The sequence below is a fragment of the Paenibacillus sp. FSL H8-0332 genome (assembly GCF_037963835.1).
Taxonomy (GTDB): domain Bacteria; phylum Bacillota; class Bacilli; order Paenibacillales; family Paenibacillaceae; genus Paenibacillus_AQ; species Paenibacillus_AQ rhizoplanae.
In genome coordinates, this window is sequence record NZ_CP150145.1 from 32916 (window position 1) to 56050 (window position 23135).

Here is a 23135-nt window from a genome sequence, read left to right on the forward strand (position 1 = left end):
GTTCTTAACCTAACATATGCGTTCAGGCGTGCAGAAGATACAGGAGCAAGCAGGGAGCGGCCATCTGCGGCTTAGCTGCCTGTCTGTCTAAGCGTAGCGGCAATGACTCCGGCAATCGTCTGCTCATACTCCAGGATCTTCAGCTTCCCCGCCGCGATCTGCTTGTACCCGGAGACCATAGAAGATAAGGATTGTCCGGCAAGAGCCGGATTCTGCTTGCGGATGGCCGCTTTGAAGTCGCTCCAGTCTGCCGTTAGCCGCTTGTTCAGGGCAGAGCCTGCGCTTTTCTGTGACTTGATTAAGCTTTGCGGTCTGTCAATGCCGGCCAGGGTCCTGCGGGCGGCGGCCATCCGGCGCGTACGGGTATCCTTGGCGGCCTTGAGCAGCGCTTCCTTGTCGCGGATCTCCTGGCGGGCCATCTGGACCAGCAGCTTCATGGCTTCCGACTGGGCCTTCAGGACGGAATTCAGCGTCTTGTCCTTCAGTCCCTTGAGCAGGGAGATCCGCTTGTTCAGCGCGCTATATTGATCGAACAGCGGCTGATAACGCTGCTTGGCACTGCTGACGGCGGCGCTCAGCCGGGTAATGGATGCCTGATCCATATTCTTGATGGACTCCCGGACTGCATTCAGCGCTTCTGCATTCTGATCATGAAGCGTCCTGATCTGCACCTCCCGGCTGTCATACCCAGCAGACAGGGCGGTCAGCTCTGTGAACTGGCTCTTCATCCGTGCGCGTGAAGTGCTGTCCGCCTTAGCAGCAGTCAGGTCAAAGGAAGCCTGAACCGATGAGGTAATCACCGTCGCCGCTGCCGAAGCTGGACCGGCCGGGAAGCTAAGGGTAAGGACAATCAAGAGGGACAGCAGCAGCAGACAACTGGGCTTATACAGTTTGTTCATTACATTCCTCCGCTTGTCTCCATGTCCCGAAACACAAAGAAAGCACCCGCAGTAAAGGCCAACAGGCCTCTATTACGGGTGCTTCCAGCGTAATGAGTCACGAAGATAGTTTTGCTTTTTATTATAGAGATAATGTCTTAATTTTGTCAATATTATCAATTTTAACTTATGAGCATCAAGGGGGAGGACGTTCATTTCAATCCGTGACAGTCTTATCGTATACTGTGATGGAAGAACGGCAAGTGAAGCACAACAGAGGGTCTGCAGAAGCGACAGCCCCAAGATGAAGGAGGCCTTAGGTGATGGATAACCTGGCTAGTAATAACAGCATTCTCGATCAAACCTTCCAGTTATCTCCGGTGGGGATGGCTGTATGGTCTCCGGAAGGAGGCAGATGGATGAAGATTAATCCTGCTTTTTGCAATATGCTGGGCTGTACTGAGGCTGAGTTTCTCTCAGGGACTCTATCGGGGGCTGGCAGGGATCTACAAGATGAATTCTCTATTCAGCGAATCGGGACAGAGCTTGCACAGCAGCAAGGACAGCCTCTCCAGGTGGATCAGCGGTTCTCCGGCCGTGACGGGCATCCGTTCTGGCTCTCCCTGACCTTCATTCCGGCGCAAGAGGAGCCATCCGGCCGGACTGTTATTGTATATGCACAGGATGTAACAGACAGTAGAATTGCAGACCAGCTAACCGTAGACAGCCGCGATCTGTACAATTTATTCATAAAAGACGATCAGAGCATGATCTCCTTCTCCCTGCCGGACGGGACGATAACCTTCATATCGCCGTCCTCCTATTCCCAGATCGGGTATCATCCGGAGGAGGTTATCGGCAGGAACCGCGCAGAATTCTATCACCTGGAGGATGTTGAAGCCGTCAACAGCTCCGGCGGCTTGCTGAAGAACGATATCTCCATCCGCCGCCTGCGCCACAAGGAGGGCCAATATCTATGGTTCGAGACGTCCTTCCATGTGATCCGGGGCGATAAGGGTGAGATCACACGGATTATGGGGATCGGGCGTAACGTGACCCGGCGCAAGCATAGCGAGGAGGCCCTTGCGTCCGCGCAGCGGGTGGCGCGAATAGGATCATGGGGCTGGGATCTGGTGAAGGGCAGAGTCACGTTCTCCGACGAACTGCGGCGTATTCTGCAATATAGTGTGGAGACAGGCCAAGTGAATCAGGAGGCCTTCCTGGCACTGGTGCATCCGGAGGATGTCCGGATTCTGCAGGAGGCCGTAGAACGGGCTATGGGACTAGGGGAGCCGGGGAATACGGCTTACCGGATGATTTTGCCGGATGGGAAGGTCCTGATGGTGCATGTCCAGTGGGATGTCATCCTGGGACCGGAGGGCCGGCCAGCCCAGCTGTTCGGCATGATGCAGGATATTACCGAGCGTATGCATATGGAGGAGCAGCTGCGGGAGAGTGAACGGAACTTCCGGCTGATGTCGGAGAATTCCCTTGACCTGATCTCCCGTCATGCGATTAAGGACAGCATCTTCCTGTATTGCTCGCCGGCCAGCCGGTCGCTGCTCGGTTATGAGCCTGAAGAGATGATCGGCACCAGTGCCTACGATTACCTGCATCCCGATGATCTGGAGATGATTCTGAATCAGATGGCGGAGAGTGAAGATTCGGGATTGATTCCCCCGGCCTCCTACCGCTACCGCCACAAGAACGGTACCTATGTCTGGTTTGAAACGAACAGCCGTTATATTTTTGATGCGCAGGGCCGGAAGACAGAGATTATTGCGGTAGGCCGTGACATTACTGAACGTAAGCAATTCGAATCGAAGCTGCAGGAGAATGAGCAACGCTACAAATCCCTGTTCGAGTATAATCCTGCGGCGGTGTATTCCATGAATCTGCAGGGGGACTATCTGACGGCGAATGCCAATCTGGAGAAGCTGACCGGCTACTCGCTGGAGGAGTTGCTGGGTAATTATTTTGGACCGCTGGTAGCTGACAAAGATATTCAAAAGACGCTGCATCATTTCACCCTGGCCAGCCAGGGAGAGCCGCAGAGCTACGATCTGACGCTGATCCACAAAGACGGGCATCCGGTGGAGATCAATGCGATTAATATTCCTATTGTTGTGGATCGTCAGGTGGTAGGGGTGTATGGGATCTCCCGCGATATTACAGATCATATCAGGTACACGGAGCAGATCGAGAAGCTGAGCAATGATTATACCCTGATTCTCAATGCCGTGTCCGAAGGAATATTTGGTCTGGACAACGAGGGGCGGGTCACCTTTATTAATCCTGCGGGGGCGCATATGCTGGGCTTCGAATGTGATGAGATTGCCGGGCATCCTTACCTGGACCCCATCCAGCAGACCGCGCTTGACGGCAACCATTACCGGCCGGAGGAGTCTCCGCTGATGCGGGCAGTCCGGGCAGGAGAAGCCCATCAGAGCCTGGATGCGGTGCTGTGGCGCAAGGATGGCTCCAGCTTCCTGGCCGAGTACCAGGTTACCCCTCTGTTCGACAAGGGCGAGCGCAAGGGAGCGGTCGTTGTCTTCCGTGACACTACCGGGGAGAAGGAGATTATCAGAGCCAAGGAGCTTGCGGAGAAGGCGGACCAGGCCAAATCGGAATTTCTCGCCATCATGAGCCATGAGCTGCGTACACCGATGAACGGAATTATGGGCATGACCGATCTGCTGAGTGAGACGGAATTGACGGAAGAACAACGGGGATATGCTCAGATTATCAGCGAGAGCAGTACATCCCTGTTATATATTCTTAATGAAATTCTGGATTTCAGCAAAATCGAAGCCGGTAAAATGACGCTTACCCACGAGCCGGTAAGTCTGGCGGAATTGCTCGACAATATCACGGAGCTGTTCATGCCGAAGGCCCGTGAAAAGAATATTGAGCTGTCCTGCCGCATGGCTGCGGATGTGCCGGAGCTGATTATGGGAGATGCGGCCCGGCTGCGCCAGGTGCTGGTGAATCTCGTCAGCAATGCCGTGAAATTCACCGAGACAGGACAAGTCTCCATTCTGCTGAGCAGAGAATATAGCAGGGACCGCAGGAAGCTGACGCTCAAATTCAGCGTGGCTGATACAGGTATTGGCATCCCTCCTGAGAAGCAGCCGCTGCTGTTCCAGTCCTTCTCGCAGCTGCACCCGTCCATTAACCGCAAGTATGGGGGAACCGGCCTGGGCCTGGCGATCTGCAAAAAGCTGGTGGAGCTGATGGGCGGTGCCATCACGGTCGAGAGTGTCGTCGGGGAAGGATCTAATTTCTATTTCATCCTGCCTGTAGATATGGAGCTGGAATCGGAAGGCAACTGGGAGGATACGGTGCTCGTCTCTGATCCGGCGTCGGCCTCTGAACAGATTAGCATCCCGGAAGAAGGCGAATCTGCTGCTGAATTCGGGCCTCTACGTATATTGGTGGCGGAGGATCATCCGGTGAATCAGAAGCTGCTGGTGACTATGCTGGACAAAAGAGGCTATGCCGCCGATCTGGTCGATCATGGCGAAGCGGCGGTGCAGGCAGTGCTCCGTGAGCGGTATGATCTGGTATTCATGGATGTACAGATGCCGGGGATGAGCGGGCTTACGGCAACGGCCAGAATCCGCGAACAGGCGCCTGCTCCGCACCAGCCGTATATTGCAGCTGTGACAGCGTATGCCCGAAAAGAGGACCGGGAGCGCTGCTACGCGGCGGGCATGGATGACTTTGTCAGCAAGCCGTTCCTGGCTGCCGATATTGACCGGGTGCTGGAGCATTGCAGCCATAGGGTATCCCTATGAGCCGGACGCCTGCCGGGGAGCGGCTGAAGGCGAAGGCGTATACACAGTGGGAGACAGGCGTAGCCTCGCCTTCTTCAGCCTGCGGGCCGGCGACCATGGCCGCTCTTCTGGAATATTGGCATTCGCAAATGGGCCGGACGTTTATTCCGGGTATCCGCCATTTTGATTCCATGGCCGCGCATATCAATTACATCTACACCCATCATGGCGGGACGCCGTGGGGCATGAGCACACGCGGCTTTGTCAGAGGCCTCCGGGCGTACATTGGCGCGGCCCTGCCGCTTTTAAGTAACCGCTCCGACCTGATTAAGATATCCGTGTTCAATGATATCGGGCGCTACCGGGCCGAGATTAATGCCGGGCGTCCGGTCGCGCTCAAATTCGACAAGTGGTTCAGCCTCCGTTGGCGGGGCAGATATGCGTATGACTATCATTGGGTGCTGGGAATCGGTTATGAGGATGAGGAGGACGGCTCCTGCACGCTGATTGTCCATGACAACGGGATGCAGCATCCGGGCGGCGGCTATACGCCGGGCAGAGAACGGCAGATCTCCTATTCCGCGAATAAAAAAATACTTACGATGGTGTCGCTTAACCTGAGAAGAAGAGTTGAATAAAACCCAGGAGTTCTGCCGTATATTTAGTTAAGGGTAAAGGAGGCGGTATGCCTTGTCAGTACAGAAGGAAATGAAGGAACCGATTGATTACGGGGACCCGGCGGCTACCAGCGGAATCTCCGTCTTCGACCGGAATTTCGATGAGCTGTTCAGCTATGACGGAGAGGATCTTGGCCTAACCTATTCGGCGTCCGGCTCCGCGTTCTGTCTGTGGGCCCCGACGGCCCAGGAAGCGGAGCTGGTGCTCTATCCATCCTGGAAGGATGCTGCGCAGCGGCAGATACCCATGATGCGAGACGTCCGGGGAACCTGGAGACTCAGCGTTCCGGGCGATCTGGATGGAATGTTCTACACCTACAGGGTGCGTATCGGGGAGCTATGGAATGAAGCGGTGGACCCGTACGCCCGCGCGATCGGCGTGAACGGGGACAGAGGGGCTATACTGGATCTGCGCAAGACCGATCCCGCGCGCTGGACGCAGGATAAGCCGCCGCTGGAGGACCCGGTGGATGCGGTGATCTATGAGCTTCACTTGCGTGACTTATCGGTTCATCCTGCCAGCGGGATTAAGCATACAGGGAAATACCTCGGCCTTGCAGAAGCCGGAACCCGGGGTCCTGAGGGCATTGCCACCGGTCTTGATCATATTGCCAGTCTGGGTGTTACCCATGTGCAGCTGCTGCCTATCTATGATTATGCGACAGAAAGCGTAGATGAGACCCTTCTTACGGAGCCTCATTATAATTGGGGATATGATCCCAAGAATTACAATGCTCCTGAAGGATCTTATGCGTCAGATCCGTATGTTCCGGGCCTGCGCATCCGGGAGCTGAAGGCAATGATTCAGGCACTTCATGACCGCGGCCTGCGTGTCATCATGGATGTGGTCTACAATCATGTCTATGACGGCTTCCGGGTGAACTTCACCAAGCTGGTTCCCGGCTATTATCTGCGGTATAAGCAGGACGGGCGGTTGTCGAACGGCTCAGGCTGCGGGAATGATACTGCTTCCGAGCGGAGGATGATGTCCCGCTTCATCGTTGAGTCCGTGCTGTACTGGGCCAGGGAATACCATATCGACGGCTTCCGCTTCGATCTGATGGGTCTTCATGATGTAGGGACTATGAACGAGATCCGCCGTCGTCTGGATGATCTGGACCCTTCGATTATAACGATAGGCGAAGGCTGGGTGATGGACACGGAGCTGGCCGAGGACCTTCGGGCCAACCAGTGCCAGGCCAATCAGATGCCGGGCATCGGGCATTTTAATGACGGCTTCCGCGATGCCGTCAAAGGGAATATATTCCTCCATGACCAAAAGGGCTTCATCAGCGGCGGGTTCGGCTTCGAGCGCAATGTGAAGGCAGGCATTGCCGGAGCAATCTACTACGGGCCCGGCCTCGGGCAATACGCCCAGGAGCCGCAGCAGAGTGTGAACTTCGTGGAGTGCCATGACAATCATACACTGTGGGATAAGCTGGTATTGTCTACGGCAGGAGCAGAAGACGAGCAGCGCCGCGCTATGCACCATCTGGCCTCGGCTATGGTGCTGACGAGTCAGGGGATACCGTTCATCCATGCAGGACAGGAATTCCTGCGGACCAAGGACGGTGTGGAGAACAGCTATAAATCGCCAGTGGAAGTGAACTGGCTGGACTGGGAACGCTGCGCGGAATATGCCGAATCAGTAGCGTACATGAAGCAGCTGATCGCGCTTCGCGCGGCTCATCCCGCCTTCCGGTTGCGTACCGCAGAGGAGATCCGTGACCATTTGGTCTTCGAGGACGCACCGGCGCAGGCGGTGGCTTTCACACTCCGCGATCATGCCGGAGGAGATTCTGCGGAGCATCTGTACATACTGTACAATGCCAACCCGGAGGGTGCAGCCCTGAAGCTGCCCGAACTGGGTACATGGGACATTGTATTCGGCGAGAAGCAGATCAGCGGGCTGGAGGGCGGCATTTTAACCGCTGCAGGAATTGGCATGATTGTACTTGCTGTGAACTAACTGATAGGTATCGCGATTATAGGTATCACGCCGAAGCAGGCTGCCGGGGCAGTCTGTTTTTTGCTGTGGCGGAAATATGCTTAATGTATGCGAAAAACCGAACACAATGTGCTGACGGAGGGTGAGTGGGCCGAATGTGTGCTAAAAACCGACTACAATGTGCAGACGGGAGGGTGAATGGCTGGATGTATGCGAAAAACCGAATACAATGAGCTGAGGCAGTGGGGCGTGCCGGATTAGGCTCAAACACTCACCCGCGACATTAGAGCCGAAATGGCAGTGAACAGCCAAACCAGTAAACAGAGGAGGGCAAGTATCGAAAACAAGCTAACTTCTAACATAGAACGGCCAAGACTGGTCTGTACGGCTATACACAAAATGGTCATCAGCCAAGCTATACAACCTGTATGCAGGAGCAGACGCTGTTTGCCGGACCCTAGACTCGAATGTTCCAGCAGCCAGGCGGGTAACAGCAGGGTTTGGAGAGAATGGAGACCAATTCCATGGAGTACAATATAATTGCCCCCAGCTCCGATAAAACGGCCTTGTAAACTCATCATGAGCATTCCTGCCAGATTAGCTATGAATACCGACAGCAAGGCATAACGGATACCATTGATAAGTACAGGGCGCGATAATGGAGCTTTCATCCTCAAAAATTGAATAGTAAGCAGGATACCCGAGACGACAAAAGAAAGAGATACGACGCCAAATAAAGCTCCCGCAAGGGTAACCACCGGTCCGCCGACTTTAGAGAAACGGGGATTAAAGCCACGGAAATTCTGCAGGGTTTCAATTACATAGCTGTATGAAGCCGCAGCAATAAAAAGCCGGCGAATCACTTTTCTCCTGCGAGCAGTAAAGCCTGCAAAAGGTAAGATAGCAGCAATGGATAACAGAAAAATTCCCAATGCTGCTGCAAACGAGAATACATTTTTAATATCACCCTCCGGTAGATGTCATCAACTCGTTGAACATAGTAGGCACGATTAGCTCACTCCTTTATTTATTTATTGATTAATAAATATTCATTAAAATAATTGCAAGCAGTAACAGATAGGAATTTATCCGTTTGCTGCTTGCACATCCTTCATTCTTTAGTCATTTGTATGGATTGTTTTATTTCTGATAGATCAAGCACCTCGGATAACGTGACTAGCAGCCCTATGCTCATAAAACGGATTGCATTTCCTTCCGCATCAGGTACCCTGGCTTTCTGAAATTTGGCAGTCACTTCGTTAAAAATAGTCGTATAGAGCTTAGCAGAATGTTGTTTGATCCCCGCTTCCGATATGGTGTAAGCCTGCATGACCATCAGTACTTCGGAACGGTGTGTCTGCATTAAGTTAAAAAAACTGGCGCCCATAGCGCCAACCAGCTGATCAGCAGGTGCTTCGACTTCCATAAAAGTGTTATGAATTCGATCGTATGCACGTTTTAACACAGCTATGTATAAGTCTTCTTTGTTGTCAAAGAAATGAAAAATGTAGGGTTGTGTAACTCCCGCTGCTTTAGCTACCATGGCAGTTGTTGTCCTGTAGTAGTCATATTCTGCAAATAAGGTCAAGGCACTTTCCATAATTTTTTGCTTCTTATCTTCCTTTGCTGCCATTATGATCATTTCCAATCGTTTATTTATCGAGCGATAAATAAATCATATAAAAGAAACATTTCTCTGTCAATCCTTCTGTTCTTGCTAACAGCTCGATGCACGGATAACGCCCATAAACCCGCTTTTAAAAATAATTCTCCATTCATCATAAACACTACTTCATCTGTCGTAGTAATTGTGCTACAATAAACCTAATTACTACGACAGATGAAGTATGGGAGGCAGGCAATTGATCAGCAGTGATGTGATTAGGGGATACAACGACACGATGATCCTCTACATGCTTCTGGACGGGGAGTCTTACGGCTATGAGATTTCCAAGAATATACGGAAGCTATCGGAAGAGAAATACATTATGAAGGAAACCACTCTCTATTCGGCGTTTACCCGGCTGGAGAAGAACGGTTATATTGATTCCTTTTATCTGGATGAGACGTTTGGCAAAAGACGCACCTACTACCGCATCACTCCGCAGGGTCTTGCCTACTACCGGGCCAAATGTGAGGAATGGCAGATCACGCAGGAAGTTATCAACAAATTCATAAAGGAGCTGTGAGGAACTTGGATACCATCATTGTATATTTGAACAATATGTTCGCATCTCTGCCCAGAACGGAACAGATGGTGATGCTGAAGCAGGAGCTGCTTGGCAACATGGAAGAGAAATACTATGAACTGAAGCATGAAGGGAAGACGGAGAATGAGGCGGTGGGCATCGTGATTTCCGAATTCGGCAACATCGATGAGCTGGTCAGCGAGCTGGGGCTTGGAGAGGTTCGTAAGGAGGAAGGACTATCTATGCTGCCCATGCTGGATGAGCTTGCTGTAGAGGGATTTATTGCTGCCAAAAAAAGATCCGGCCTGCTCGTAGGCTGGGGCGTAGGGCTGATTATGCTGGGCGCTGCGCTGCTTATCCTGATCTCAGGTCTGGGGGAGAACGGGTTCATGGACTCTGTATTCTCTGAGGATGCGATGAGCATGATCGGGTTGGTCTCCCTGTTACTGCTCCTGGTTCCTGCTATCGCGTTATTCATCTACAGTGGCACGAAAATGGAGAAATACAAATACATGGAGTCCGGGTTTAGTCTGCCGTATCCTCTGGAGGCGTATATTAAGCAGAGACAGTCCGCCTTTGCCGCCACGTATACGTTGTCAGTCATCATGGGTGTCTGTTTATGCGTATTGTCGCCGGTTGCCATCTTTGTAACTTCTGCGTTTGGAGATGAATTCAGCTCCTACGGGGTGGCCGTTCTGCCGATAATGGTGGCTGTAGCCGTGTTCCTCTTCGTGTATTACGGGAATATCCGAAGTGCGTACCAGCAGCTGTTGAAGACAGGCGATTTCAGTGAAGCGAAGAAGGAGGAGGACCGGATTGTCGGTGCGGTTGCCGCTATTATCTGGCCGCTGGTTACCTGTGTTTTTCTGGTCAGCGGTTTCGTGTTCGACCAGTGGGAGATCAACTGGATCGTCTTCCCGTTAACGGGGATTCTGTTCGGGGTGTTCAGCTCGGTCTACAATATGTTCAAGAAAAAAGATGCTGCCTGAGTCTGCTGTACACTATTTGCCACACAACGTTAATAAAAAAGGTGACATTGCTCATGTTCCCTCCCTGCGGATAGGTGGTAATATGAAGGCATTTATTCCCCTTATGATAACCGTGCAAGAGCCTGTACCGGGGTGATTTGAAGCCCCATTATAGCCTCTTGCTTCGCTGCTTTACAGTGACAGAATAACGGACGGTGACAGAAGAGTGTGTTTCTTTTTGGAGCCGGGTGTGGGCATGAATGCCGTCTATTGCATTTCGGCGGCCAATCAGAGAGACTCGGAGGATGACAGGGATGGGTAAAACAACCGGATTTATAGAATATCAGCGGCGGACGCCTGCTGAATGCGAGCCTATGGAGCGGATTAAGAACTGGAATGAATTCTCGGTTCCGATGGAGGAAGAACAGCTGCGTGAGCAGGGTGCCCGCTGTATGGACTGCGGAACACCGTTCTGTCATGTCGGGCGTATGTTGTCAGGAATGGCCAGCGGCTGTCCGCTGCATAATCTGATTCCCGAGTGGAATGACATGGTATACCGCGGCAACTGGCAGGTCGCGCTGAAGCGCCTGCACAAGACGAACAATTTCCCCGAATTTACGGGACGCGTCTGCCCTGCGCCATGTGAAGGCGCTTGTACGGTAGGGAAGAACGGCGATCCGGTAACGATTAAATCGATCGAAAAAGCGATTGTAGATAGAGGGTTTGCCGAAGGCTGGATCGTTCCTGAGCCGCCGCTTACCCGGACAGGCAAGAAGGTGGCCGTCGTCGGCTCCGGCCCTGCCGGGCTTGCCTGCGCAGCCCAGCTCAACAAGGCGGGACACAGTGTAACGGTATATGAGCGGGCTGACCGGATCGGCGGCCTGCTGACCTATGGCATTCCCAACATGAAGCTGGATAAAAAGAAGGTGCAGCGCCGGGTGGATCTGCTGGCTGCGGAAGGCGTTACCTTCGTCACCCGTACTGAGATTGGCAGGGATATTTCAGCAGCTCAATTACAGGAGGAGCATGATGCGGTCGTCCTCTGCGGCGGCTCTACCAAGGCGCGCGACCTGCCGCTGGAGGGCCGGGAGCTGCGCGGCATCCATCAGGCGATGGAGTTCCTGACACTGAATACGAAGAGCCTGCTGGATTCCGGGCTGGATGACGGGGAATATCTGTCGGCGGCAGGCAAGGATGTTGTCGTCATCGGCGGCGGAGATACGGGAACGGACTGTGTAGCCACTTCGATCCGCCACGGCTGCCGCAGCGTGATCCAGCTGGAGATTATGCCGCAGTCGCCATTGACCCGCCAGCCGGGCAATCCTTGGCCGGAATGGCCGAAGGTGTTGAAGGTGGACTACGGACAGCAGGAGGCAGCTTCTCTATATGAAGAAGATCCGCGCCGCTATCTGGTCAATACCAAGCGCTTCGTCGGCGATGCAAGCGGACATGTACAGGAGCTGCACACGGTGCGTATTGAATGGAAGCGCACGGAGGATGGACGGATGATCCCTGTAGAAGTACCGGCCAGTGAAGAGGTCATTCAGGCCCAGCTGGTACTGCTGGCTCTGGGCTTCACCGGACCGGAAGAAACGGTGCTGGGACAGCTTGGCGTAGAATGCGATGAGCGTTCCAACGTTAAGGCAGAGTTCGGCGCACAGACAACGAATGTGGAGGGAGTCTTCACAGCCGGTGACATGCGGCGCGGCCAGAGTCTTGTGGTGTGGGCGATTAACGAAGGCCGTCAGGCCGCCCGCGAGGTAGACCGCTTCCTGATGGACTCGTCCAATCTGCCTTGAGGTATGACGGAATAAGGGGAGAGAGTTTGAGTTTGGTGCTCGCTCCATTATGAGACGTCCTGTTAAGGAACGCCTGATAGGGCGTGTTCTGCCAAGCGATGTCTGCCAAGAGACGCCCTCCCGGGCGTCTTGCTTTGCGTTCACACGCCCCGGCTGACCATTTATAATAGGATGCAGGTGTGCGTGGCGTGCAGCGTTCGCATCTAATGTTGCACATAATGCAATTCCTACCTGAAAATATGCAGAATTTACGTGGAATTGTTGCACAGAATGCAGGATTCAACCTGCTATTTCGCCCGGAGGAGAAGGAATACTGCCTTTTATACAACAATTGTGGATTGGGATTGGAGTGCTGAGCGGAATGTTGCATTTTGGGCAGGATTTTGGCAGAGGGTCTTAGCTGGAGTGGCACAAGGCGTTATAGTAGAAGTTAGTGTATAAGCAGCAGTAAGATTAGAGGTAGCATTAGAGGTAGCAGTCAGGGCGGAAGCAGAAGTCAGGCATTAAACTATACTATTAAACTATACCAACAGAAAGGAAGCACTTACATGAAGCTGATGTTTATTTCCGATATCCACGGATCGCTGTACTGGCTGGAACAGGCGCTGGCGAAGGCGGAGGAGGAGCAGCCGCACACGCTGGTTATACTGGGGGATTTCCTGTATCACGGACCGAGGAATCCGCTGCCGGAGGGGTATAATCCGCAGGGGGTTGCCGACAGGCTGAATGCTTACAACCAATCGGGCAAATCGCTGGCGGCGGTAAGAGGGAACTGTGACGCCGAGGTGGATCAGATGCTGCTGCACTTCCCGATGATGGGCGACTATGTACTGATTCTGCATGAAGGCCGCAAAATCTACGCCACGCACGGGCATGGCTTCAGCATCGACCACTTACCGGCGCTGGCCCCGCAGGATGTATTCATTCAGGGGCATACGCATCTGCCGGTGGCAGAGGTGAAGGACGGCATTACCCTGCTCAACCCCGGATCGATTGCACTGCCGAAGGAGAACAACCCGAACTCCTACGGCGTTCTGGAGAATGGGGAATTTCTCATTAAGGACTTCAGCGGCAATATCATCAAGCAGATCAGGCTGTAATAACTCAGCTTCCACAATAATCCCTCTGGATATTTCCAGAGGGATTATTGCTGCGCAGCAATTGAGCCCACCGGCATATTAATGTATGATGGGTGAGGAGCTTGCGGGCAGATCCCCGGCTTCAAAAACTAAACAGCAGAGGTAACTAAATGATGCATCCACGTGATTTACACTATACAATGCCGGCCGAATGGGCCAAGCATGAACGGACCTTCATTTCCTGGCCGGTGAAGGACTCTATGGTACACCCTGATAATCATGAAGCGGTCAGTACAGGCTATGCCGAGATTATCCGTGCGATTGCCGAATTCGAGCCGGTGACGGTTATCGTCAATCCCGATGAGCTGGATGCGGTAGAGAAGCTGGCGCTTGGAAATAATGTCACACTGCTCCCGATCCGGCACAACGATGCCTGGCTGCGGGACAACGGACCGACCTTCCTCACGGGTCCGGGTGGGAAGCTGGCCGGAGTCAACTGGAAGTTCAATGCCTGGGGCGGCAAATACTCGCCTTGGGATCTCGATGATGAGGTGGCTCCGCAGATTCTGAAGCACCTGGAGGTCAGCGCGTTCGATGCTCCGCTGGTGATGGAGGGCGGCTCTATTCATACGGATGGCGAGGGCACCCTGCTGACCACAGAGGAATGTCTGCTGAATACGAACCGTAATCCTGAGCTGAGCCGCGAAGAGATTGCCGGTTATGTCAAGCAATATACCGGGACGGAGTCCATCATCTGGCTGAAGCGCGGCCTCAGCGGGGATGAGACGGACGGGCATGTCGATAACATCGCCTGCTTCGCGGCACCGGGTAAGGTGATTATCCAGGTCTGCGAGAACCCGCAGGATGAGAACTATGCGATTACGCAGGAGAATCTGCGTATTCTCGAGCAGGCAGTCGATGCCAAAGGCCGGAAGCTGGAGATTATCCGCATTCAGCAGCCGCCCCGTACAGATTATGAGGACAGCCGTCTGACCCTGAGCTATCTGAACTTTTATTTTGTGAACGGCGGTATTATCCTGCCGGTCTTCGGCGGTACAGCGGCTGAGACGGACAAGCTGGCTGAAGAGACGCTGGCCGGACTGTTCCAAGACCGTAGAATCCGTACCGTGAACGGAATGGCCGTGATCGGCGAAGGCGGGAACGTGCATTGCACCACCCAGCAGATGCCTGCAGTGGATGGAGCTTAACGAAAAGCGAAAAGAAGCGGAGGGGAAATTTGGAACTGTAGGAGCGTTAGCGACCGCCTGAAAGCTTTCCGTAGGAAAGCTCGCTTCGGAAGCATCAGCTGTCACCGGATTTCAACCGCGAAGAGTCGATTAAATCAAGAAATCTGGTGACAACAGCGGCCGGAAGTCCAAATGTTCACCGCAGCGACGACCAAGCTTTGAGTTCTAAGTGTTATAAGTTCATACAAGGAGGAACAACCATGAGACAAGTAAAAGTAGCCGCGACGCAAATGAGCTGTTCCGGCGACATTGATGAGAATATCCGCAAGGCGGAGACACTGGTTAGAGAGGCGGCTGCCCAAGGCGCGCAGATTATTCTGCTGCAGGAGCTGTTCGAGACGCCGTATTTCTGCCAGAAGGAGAAGTCGGATTACTATGCTTATGCTACAGAGCTTGAGCAGAACAAGGCGGTGAACCACTTCAAGGCTATCGCCAAGGAGCTTGCCGTGGTGCTGCCGATCAGCTTTTATGAGAAGAAGAATTATGCGCGGTACAACTCGCTGGCGGTCATTGATGCGGACGGAACCGTGATGGGCAAATACCGCAAGAGCCATATTCCTGACGGTCCGGGCTATGAAGAGAAGTTCTACTTCAACCCGGGCGATACCGGCTTCAAGGTGTGGAATACCCGTTATGCCAAAATCGGAGTTGGCGTATGCTGGGACCAATGGTACCCGGAAGCTGCCCGGGTGATGAGCCTGATGGGTGCGGAGATTCTGTTCTACCCTACAGCCATCGGCTCGGAGCCGCAGGATGGGTCGATTGATTCCAAGGATCACTGGCAGACCTGCATGCTGGGTCATGCTGCCGCCAACCTGATTCCTGTCGTGGCCTCCAACCGGATCGGCAAGGAGACTGACGAGGATTCCAGCATTGACTTCTACGGCTCGTCGTTCATCGCTGGTCCACAGGGCAACAAGATTGTCGAAGCCGGACGGGATGAGCAGACCGTGCTGGTCAGCGAATTCGATCTGGATGCGCTTGAGGTAGGCCGGATCGAATGGGGGATCTTCCGTGATCGCCGTCCAGAGCTGTACCGGTTGATTGCTTCCTATGACGGCGATCTGACCTTCTAAATTATGTGCTAATAGGTTCTATTGACCATTCAGTAAGCAGCCAGGATGCTGCCGGGGAGCTCTCTCCGGGGCGTTTTGGCTGCTTTTTTGCATGAGATGTTACAATATATCGATAATAATGTAATGTTATATAACACAATGAGATAAAGTTAATTGTCATCACTACTTTAATCTGATAAAATCTCCTTAAGTTATTTTACAAATAAGTGGGGGGATTGGAGAATGGGAATCCGGAAAAAATGGGCGATGTCAGGTATGGTGGCACTCCTGGTCTTGGCAATAGCGGGTTGTGGCTCTGATAATGATGCGAAAGGCGGCAGTGCGGACGGGAAAAGCCTCAAAATCGCTACGGATGCCAGTTATGCACCAATGGAGTATATGGATACCGATACGATCAAGGGCTTTGACATTGATTTCATCAAGGCGGTAATGGAGGAGGCCGGCATCGATTACACGGTCACGAGCACAGGCTGGGATACCATGCTGACCAGTGTGAAGCAGGGCACGGAATACCAGGCGGGCGTATCCTCGGTATCGATTACAGATGAGCGCAAGGAAACCTATGACTACTCCATCCCTTATTTCGAATCTACGAATATGATCATGGTTAAAGAAGGCAGCGACATCAAATCCGCCCTGGACCTGAAGGGGAAGAAGGTTGCGGTTCAGGCAGCCACCACAGCTGATGAGCTGATGAGCGGCATTATGGGCATTGACAACGGTAACCTGAAGCGGTTCGACAGCAATGCGGTAGCGCTGATGGAGCTGAACGGCGGCGGTGCGGATGCGGTGGTTGCGGATATCGCCATCGTGAACGAATACATCAAGAACAATCCGAAGGAGAAGCTGACCGGCATTATCGACAAGGAGAATTTCGGCTCTGAGTACTACGGCATCCTGTATCCGAAGGGCAGTGAATGGAAGGCCAAGTTGGACCCGGCGATCAAGAAGGTCATCGAGAACGGCAAATATGCCGAGATCTACAAGGAATGGTTCGGCGAAGAGCCGGACACGGCGGCGCTAATGAACGCGAAGTAGCGAAAGGGCCGGGAACAACTAAGCATGCGTAATGATTGCTATTGCGCGTGCTTCTTTTTTTGAGCAAGCCACAAGCAGAAGAGAAGGGAAGAATTCTATGGATTTCAGATTCGACATCATCGTTCATTATTTACCGGTTCTGCTAAAAGGGACCTTGTTCACCATCGGTGTATCACTGGTCTCCATTCTGTGCGGCTCCCTGCTGGGGCTGATTATCGGCTTCGGTAAAATGGCGCCCAAATGGTATTTCCGCTGGCCGTTCCATGCCTACATCAACATCTTCCGGGGTACGCCGCTCTATGTGCAGATTCTGATCGTACACTTCGGGCTGATCCCGTTGTTCTACGGCAAAACCTACGTGCTGATGAGCGCATTCGTGGCGTTGTCGCTCAATTCCGCCGCCTATTCTGCGGAGATCTTCCGCGCCGGTATCCAGTCCATCGACTCTGGGCAGCGGGAAGCGGCCTTGTCCCTCGGAATGACCCGGCAGCAGGCGATGCGCTTCATTATTCTGCCCCAGGCGATCAAACGGATGGTTCCCGCGTTCGGGAATGAATTCATTGTGCTGGTTAAGGATTCCTCGCTGCTGGCGCTGATTGCCGCCCCTGAGATTATGTACTGGAGCAATACCATGAAAGGCCAATACCTGCGGATCTGGGAGCCGTATCTGACCGCTGCACTGATCTATTTCATTCTTACTTATTCGCTCAGCAAGCTGCTTAATTATATTGAACGGAAGGTGTAACCCCTATGGAACCGATTATTTCAGTCAAGCATCTGTACAAATCATTCGGTGCCCATCAGGTACTGACGGATATCAGCGTCGACATTCACAGCCGGGAGGTTGTGGTCGTCATCGGGCCTTCGGGCTCGGGCAAATCGACCTTTCTGCGCTGCCTTAATCTGCTGGAGCAGCCGCAAGCGGGCGATATTATCATTGAAGGCACTTCCTTGATGGCCAAGAGCACAAGGATTAACGATATCCGTACCGAGCTGGGGATGGTCTTTCAGCAGTTCAATCTGTTTCCGCACCGGAAAGTGATCGAGAACATCATGCTGGCCCCGATGAAGGTGCGGAAATGGACGGCGGATCAAGCAAGGCAGAAGGCATTAGAGCTGCTGCAGAAGGTGGGTCTTAGCGAGAAGGCGGAGATGTACCCTTCCTCGCTCTCCGGCGGTCAGGCCCAACGGGTGGCGATTGCCCGGGCGCTGGCGATGGAGCCGAAGATCATGCTGTTCGACGAGCCGACCTCGGCCCTGGACCCCGAGATGGTGGGCGAGGTCTTGGCGGTTATGAAGGAGCTGGCCCGTGAGGGGATGACCATGGTTGTGGTGACCCATGAGATGGGCTTCGCCCGTGAAGTGGGGGACCGGGTGCTTTTTATGGAGCAAGGGGCCATAGTCGAGCAGGGTGCGCCGGAGCAGTTGTTCGGTAGCCCGTCGCATGAGCGTACACGGGAGTTTCTGTCCAAGGTGCTGTAAGAATCGCCCAAAGTAGAATATTGTTATTTAATCGGTTATATTAGAAGAGTAAGAAATAGGCAATAAGTCCAAGCGTGAATAGCTGCCCAGGGTGGCGGGGAGGAGGCTCGGGGATATCTTTTTTTAAAGTATAAGGATGACAGAGGTTCTGCATAATGATTTATCCTTATATTTCCGGCAGACAAGGATAGGGTGCTTAATAAGACCGCATAGGCTTTCTGCTGGTCATAATTCCATAATGATAGAAGGAGAATACGATGAGCACATTTAAAAATTGGTTGAATACGACAAAAAACGGACTGACAGAACAGGTTAAGAAATTTAAAAATAAAGACTTCATGAATGCTGTAGTGGCAGGCTGCGCACTGGTGGCTGCGGCTGACGGCAAGATTGAGGAATCCGAGAAGAACAAGATGGCGGGGTACATGAATCTCAGCAATGAACTTAAGGTATTTGATATGAGGGATGTCATCGCCCAGTTTAATTTCTATGTGAGCAACTTCGAATTCTCGCCCGAAATCGGCAAGCAGGAAGCGCTCAAGGCGATTGCAAAGTTCAGCAGCAAACCGGAGATTGGCCGCGTTATTGTAGGCGTATGCTCCGCGATTGGTGCGGCTGACGGTGACTTCGATGAGCATGAGAAAGCGGTTGTGCGGAATATCTGCAATGTGCTGTCACTTAGCCCTAGCGAATTCAGCCTGTAATTACAGGCTGGATTCCATTTGCTAATTAGGTGAAACTTTAGGCGATTCATCGCCGTATCACTGATGTAACACCCGCAAGCACACTTCTATCTGGAAACGGAGGTACTTCAAGTTGGCTGGAATTAATCTGGTAAAAGGTCAGAAGATCGATTTAACCAAAGGCAATGCCGGACTGTCTAACGTAATTGTAGGACTGGGTTGGGACCCTGCCGAACCGGCAAGAGGATTCTTTGGCGTCAAGAAACAGGCGAACGTGGACTGCGATGCCTCAGCGCTGCTGCTGAATGAGAACGGCAAGCTGACCAATAAGCTGAACCTCGTCTGCTTTCACAACAAACAGAATACGAACAACTCCGTGGTTCACTCGGGAGATAACCTGACGGGTGAGGGAGACGGGGACGACGAGCAGATTAATGTGAATCTGAAGTCGATTCCTGCCGATGTCCATAAGGTTCTGGTTGTAGTCAACATCTACGATGCTGTGAACCGCAAGCAGGATTTCGGGATGATCAAATCTGCGTATATCCGGATTATTAATGCGGCAGGCAACGCAGAATTGGTTAAGTTTAATCTGACAGACAATTATACAGGCTTCACAGCACTGATCTGCGGTGAGCTGTACCGTCATGGCGATGAGTGGAAATTCGCCGCCATCGGTGAAGGCGCCCACGCAGCGCATATCAATCAGCTGGCAGAACGCTATATCTAAATCCAATTTGAGAAAAGAGGGCTCTATTCATGGCTATCAACTTATCCAAGGGACAAAAAATCGATCTGACCAAAACCAACCCGGGCTTATCCAAAATCACAGTCGGCCTAGGATGGGATACGAATAAATACGATGGCGGTAAGGACTTTGACCTTGACGTTTCCGTGTTCCTGACCAATGCCAGCGGTAAAGTAGATAAAGAAACCAACTTCATCTTCTTCAACAACAAGCAGAACGAGAACGCATCTGTCGTTCACACCGGCGATAACCGCACAGGGGAAGGCGACGGAGATGATGAGCAGGTTCAAGTCGATTTGCTTAATGTTCCTGCAGATGTGGACAAGATTGCCTTCACCATTACCATCTATGAAGCAGAATCCAGAAGCCAGAACTTCGGACAAGTCTCCCGTTCTTATGTGCGTATCGTCAACGATGCGAACAGTGAGGAACTGATCCGTTTTGACCTGGGTGAAGATTTCTCCGTTGAAACAGGCGTAGTTGTAGGCGAATTGTACCGTAACGGCGCAGAATGGAAATTCAATGCGATCGGCAGCGGCTATAAGGATGGCCTGTCTGGCTTGACCCGTGATTACGGCCTGCAATAAGGCCTGGCGGTTCCGGGAATTAAATCTGTAAGGAAAGAGGGTTTTTTACAGTGACGATCAGTCTTTCCAAAGGACAGCGGATTGATCTTACCAAAACCAATCCGGGTCTGACCAAAGTAGTTGTAGGACTGGGCTGGGATACAAACAAGTATAGCGGCGGCAAAGATTTCGACCTTGATGCATCAGCATTCCTGCTGCATGAGGACGGCAAAGCCAAAAGCGAAAATGACTTTGTATTCTATAACAACCCAAGCGGCGGTACTGGATCTGTAACCCACACAGGCGACAATCGTACAGGGGAGGGCGACGGGGATGATGAGCAGATCGTCGTAGACTTCAGCCTGGTGCCTGCCAATATTCAGCGGATCGGGATCACGGTCACGATCTATGATTATGAGGCCCGGGCACAGAACTTCGGACAAGTCTCCAACGCCTTCGTCCGCGTAGTGGATGCATCCAGTGACCGTGAGATTCTGCGGTTCGATCTCGGCGAGGACTTCTCCACTGAGACTGCTGTGGTCTTCTGTGAATTCTACCGCCAGGGGGCGGATTGGAAATTCCAGGCGATCGGCAGCGGCTTCGCCGGCGGACTAAGTGCATTATGCAAAAACTACGGGCTGGACGCGCAATAAGAGCTTCAAAGGCGGGATCATCATCGATCCTGCCCTTTTTATACACAAAATCTGATAAGTTGCGCTCTTATCCATGTATAAAGGTGGCGTAAGAATGAATACAGAAGTAGTCAAAGGGCAGAAAGCAGACCTGACCAAAGGGAACCCGGGGCTCCGCAGTATTACGGTTGAGATCGGGTGGAAAGCTCCGTCTTCCATGGATATTGATGCTTCCGCATTCCTGCTTGGAGCGGGCGGTAAAGTGGGCAGTGACGACGATCTGATCTTTTATAATAACCCGTCTACTCCCTATATCACCTATAAGGATGTACCTGGGACGGCTTCGGGCGGATTGAAGCAGTTCGAGGTCTCGCTGGAACGGATTCCGGCAAACATAGTGAAGATTGCCTTCACCCTTACTCTGTATGACGGAGAAAACCGCAAGCAGATGTTCGGACAAATGAGTGAAGCGGAGTGCCGGATCGTGAATCAGGCGACAGGTGCGCAGCTTCTGCGGTGTAACCTTGGAAATCAGTTCTCTGTGGAAACGGCTGTTGTAGTTGGAGAATTATATAGACATGGTGAAGAATGGAAATACAGTGCGATTGTTGCGGGCTTCTCGGGCGGGCTTAAGGCGCTCTGCGGCAACTATGGCATAGAAGTAGCGGACGAGCCTGCACCGGCACCGAAGCCGCCGGAACAGACGCCGTCGCCGGGACGCCCGCCGCTTCAAGTGCCGCCGCCCCGCGCGGAGTCCTCCAGACCGAATATTGTGATTCCTCCACCACCTACACCGGCACCGCCTAAGCAGGAGGCTGCTCCCGCACCGGCGCTGAATCTCAATCTGAAGAAGATTGAGCTGAAGAAGAAGGGCGATTCGATTAACCTGAAGAAATCCGCCTCCGGTCTGGGTGAGCTGTTAATTAACCTGAACTGGAACCAGAAGCAGGGCGGAGGGCTGTTCAGCCGTAACAAGGGCGGGGTGGATCTCGATCTGGCCTGTCTGTATGAGCTGAAGAACGGCAGCAAAGGCGTGGTGCAGGCACTGGGCAATGCGTTCGGTAACCTGCAGCAGCAGCCTTATATGATGCTCGATGGAGATGACCGGACCGGCTCCGTAACATCTGGCGAGAATCTGCGTATAAACGGAAGTAAGGTTGCCCAGATCGAACGGATTCTGGTGTTTGCCTTTATTTACAAAGGAGTTACCAACTGGTCTGAGGCGGATGGAGTGGTTACCCTGAAGCAGGATGGAGGACCGGATATTATCGTTAATCTGGACGAGCATAACAACCGTAAAGGCATGTGCGCCATCGCGCTGATCCGGAATGTGGACAATGAGACCTTCAGTATTGAACGGCTCGTGCAATATTTCAGCGGTCACCGAGAGATGGATGAGGCTTATGGCTGGGGGCTTCGCTGGGTAGCGGGAAGCAAATAATTTGATATTACCGGAGGCGCAAGTGGAATGGACTGGTTCAGTGATTTTTTTAGGAGTATCGGTGAGAATTACGGGCATTTCTTCTCATGGAGTGATATTGCAGGAACGCTCTCCGACCCTGTCAGCTGGGGGATAATCGGAAGCCTGATTCTGCTGGAGGGTCTGCTGTCGGCTGATAACGCGCTTGTACTGGCGGTAATGGTTAAGCATCTGCCGAAGGAGCAGCAGCGTAAGGCGTTGTTCTACGGTATTATCGGTGCTTACGTATTCAGATTCCTGGCCATTGGTCTGGGGACCTATCTCGTCAAGTTCACGCTGGTTAAGGTGCTTGGAGCCTTGTATCTCTTCTACATTGCCTACAAAGGGTTGTACAAGGGCAGCAGCGGAGAAGAGGGAGAGATTAAGAATAAAGGCGCCTCATTCTGGAAGACGGTACTCCTGGTTGAATTAATGGATATTGCCTTCAGTATTGACAGCGTGGTAGCTGCATTCGGTCTTAGCAGTGAAGTATGGGTACTCTTCCTGGGCGGTATCCTCGGCGTACTGATGATGCGCGGAGTGGCACAGGTGTTCCTCAAACTGATTGCCAGATATCCTGAACTGGAACAGACGGCATTCCTGCTCATTGCACTTATTGCCGGTAAAATGCTTGCCGGAGCCTTCGGCTATGAATTGCCGCATGTCATTTTCTTTGGGATTCTGATTGCGGTGTTTGCGGGTACTATTCTATACAGCGCAAGCAAACGCAAAAAAGAGGAAAACCGCAAAGCCTGAACCATCTAAAAACCTGATTCATAAGTTCATATGTATAGCTGTACAGGAAGGCGGGGAGTTCACGGGAAGGGTGGACTCCGGCGTGCTTCCGGGTAATCGTTATATGTTGTAGCATGGCCTTTGCCTGGGTCTTG

21 protein-coding genes are annotated in these 23135 nt (G+C 52.6%); 18 read left to right on the forward strand and 3 right to left on the reverse strand.

The annotated features are described in order from the left end of the window. Positions 1 to 71: 71 nt before the first annotated feature. On the reverse strand, positions 72 to 899 hold the full coding sequence (locus NST43_RS00155) for a hypothetical protein (protein ID WP_339221748.1): 828 nt from the start codon (positions 897 to 899) through the stop codon (positions 72 to 74). Positions 900 to 1201: 302 nt separating this feature from the next. Between NST43_RS00155 and NST43_RS00160 the strand changes: the two genes are divergently transcribed. Genes NST43_RS00160 through pulA form a run of 3 tightly spaced genes read left to right on the forward strand, consistent with a single transcriptional unit; the run spans position 1202 to position 7300 of the window. Beyond that, positions 1202 to 4675 carry a PAS domain S-box protein gene (locus NST43_RS00160; RefSeq protein ID WP_339221749.1) on the forward strand — a complete coding sequence of 1158 codons (3474 nt, stop codon included), beginning with the start codon at positions 1202 to 1204 and terminating at the stop codon, positions 4673 to 4675. Further along, on the forward strand, positions 4672 to 5292 hold the full coding sequence (locus NST43_RS00165) for a C39 family peptidase (RefSeq protein WP_339221750.1): 621 nt from the start codon (positions 4672 to 4674) through the stop codon (positions 5290 to 5292). The genes NST43_RS00160 and NST43_RS00165 overlap by 4 nt, the downstream gene beginning before the upstream one ends. Before the next feature lie 52 nt (positions 5293 to 5344). After that, positions 5345 to 7300 (forward strand): type I pullulanase, encoded by a 1956-nt coding sequence (gene pulA, locus NST43_RS00170; protein WP_339221751.1) that lies wholly within the window; start codon positions 5345 to 5347, stop codon positions 7298 to 7300. Positions 7301 to 7542: 242 nt separating this feature from the next. On the opposite strand, the gene NST43_RS00175 is transcribed toward pulA, so the two are convergent. After that, positions 7543 to 8211, reverse strand: coding sequence for a hypothetical protein (locus NST43_RS00175; RefSeq protein ID WP_339221753.1), 669 nt, complete (start codon positions 8209 to 8211; stop codon positions 7543 to 7545). A 179-nt stretch (positions 8212 to 8390) separates the two neighbouring features. After that, positions 8391 to 8912, reverse strand: coding sequence for a TetR/AcrR family transcriptional regulator (locus NST43_RS00180; RefSeq protein ID WP_339221755.1), 522 nt, complete (start codon positions 8910 to 8912; stop codon positions 8391 to 8393). A gap of 229 nt (positions 8913 to 9141) precedes the next feature. On the opposite strand from NST43_RS00180, the gene NST43_RS00185 reads away from it, so the two are divergent. The 15 genes from NST43_RS00185 to NST43_RS00255 all read left to right on the forward strand — a co-directional run bounded on the left by NST43_RS00185 (position 9142) and on the right by NST43_RS00255 (position 23001). After that, positions 9142 to 9468, forward strand: a complete 327-nt coding sequence (locus tag NST43_RS00185; RefSeq protein ID WP_036723569.1) for a PadR family transcriptional regulator — start codon at positions 9142 to 9144, stop codon at positions 9466 to 9468. Between the two features lie 5 nt (positions 9469 to 9473). Continuing rightward, positions 9474 to 10457 (forward strand): permease prefix domain 1-containing protein, encoded by a 984-nt coding sequence (locus NST43_RS00190; RefSeq protein ID WP_339221757.1) that lies wholly within the window; start codon positions 9474 to 9476, stop codon positions 10455 to 10457. Positions 10458 to 10750: 293 nt separating this feature from the next. Beyond that, on the forward strand, positions 10751 to 12235 hold the full coding sequence (locus tag NST43_RS00195) for a glutamate synthase subunit beta (RefSeq protein ID WP_339221759.1): 1485 nt from the start codon (positions 10751 to 10753) through the stop codon (positions 12233 to 12235). A gap of 548 nt (positions 12236 to 12783) precedes the next feature. Then, entirely contained in the window at positions 12784 to 13335 is a 552-nt protein-coding gene (yfcE, locus tag NST43_RS00200) for a phosphodiesterase (RefSeq protein ID WP_209992883.1), read from the forward strand. 152 nt (positions 13336 to 13487) lie between these two features. Continuing rightward, entirely contained in the window at positions 13488 to 14522 is a 1035-nt protein-coding gene (locus tag NST43_RS00205; protein ID WP_209992913.1) for an agmatine deiminase family protein, read from the forward strand. Between the two features lie 239 nt (positions 14523 to 14761). Continuing rightward, positions 14762 to 15637 (forward strand): N-carbamoylputrescine amidase, encoded by an 876-nt coding sequence (gene aguB, locus NST43_RS00210; RefSeq protein WP_209992884.1) that lies wholly within the window; start codon positions 14762 to 14764, stop codon positions 15635 to 15637. Between the two features lie 222 nt (positions 15638 to 15859). After that, positions 15860 to 16675 (forward strand): transporter substrate-binding domain-containing protein, encoded by an 816-nt coding sequence (locus tag NST43_RS00215; RefSeq protein WP_339221761.1) that lies wholly within the window; start codon positions 15860 to 15862, stop codon positions 16673 to 16675. A gap of 97 nt (positions 16676 to 16772) precedes the next feature. Continuing rightward, entirely contained in the window at positions 16773 to 17420 is a 648-nt protein-coding gene (locus NST43_RS00220; RefSeq protein ID WP_209992886.1) for an amino acid ABC transporter permease, read from the forward strand. Between the two features lie 14 nt (positions 17421 to 17434). Beyond that, positions 17435 to 18157 (forward strand): amino acid ABC transporter ATP-binding protein, encoded by a 723-nt coding sequence (locus NST43_RS00225; RefSeq protein ID WP_209992915.1) that lies wholly within the window; start codon positions 17435 to 17437, stop codon positions 18155 to 18157. Positions 18158 to 18414: 257 nt separating this feature from the next. Further along, positions 18415 to 18861: a tellurite resistance TerB family protein gene (locus NST43_RS00230; RefSeq protein WP_036695597.1), complete on the forward strand. Its 447-nt coding sequence runs from the start codon at positions 18415 to 18417 to the stop codon at positions 18859 to 18861. A 112-nt stretch (positions 18862 to 18973) separates the two neighbouring features. Further along, positions 18974 to 19570, forward strand: a complete 597-nt coding sequence (locus NST43_RS00235; RefSeq protein ID WP_036695598.1) for a TerD family protein — start codon at positions 18974 to 18976, stop codon at positions 19568 to 19570. 29 nt (positions 19571 to 19599) lie between these two features. After that, entirely contained in the window at positions 19600 to 20175 is a 576-nt protein-coding gene (locus tag NST43_RS00240) for a TerD family protein (protein WP_076085949.1), read from the forward strand. Between the two features lie 50 nt (positions 20176 to 20225). After that, positions 20226 to 20807 (forward strand): TerD family protein, encoded by a 582-nt coding sequence (locus NST43_RS00245; protein ID WP_036723550.1) that lies wholly within the window; start codon positions 20226 to 20228, stop codon positions 20805 to 20807. A gap of 94 nt (positions 20808 to 20901) precedes the next feature. Beyond that, positions 20902 to 22227 (forward strand): TerD family protein, encoded by a 1326-nt coding sequence (locus tag NST43_RS00250; RefSeq protein ID WP_339221766.1) that lies wholly within the window; start codon positions 20902 to 20904, stop codon positions 22225 to 22227. 27 nt (positions 22228 to 22254) lie between these two features. Next, a complete protein-coding gene (locus tag NST43_RS00255; protein WP_209992888.1) occupies positions 22255 to 23001 on the forward strand; it encodes a TerC family protein in 747 nt (248 codons plus the stop codon). Positions 23002 to 23135: the final 134 nt, after the last annotated feature.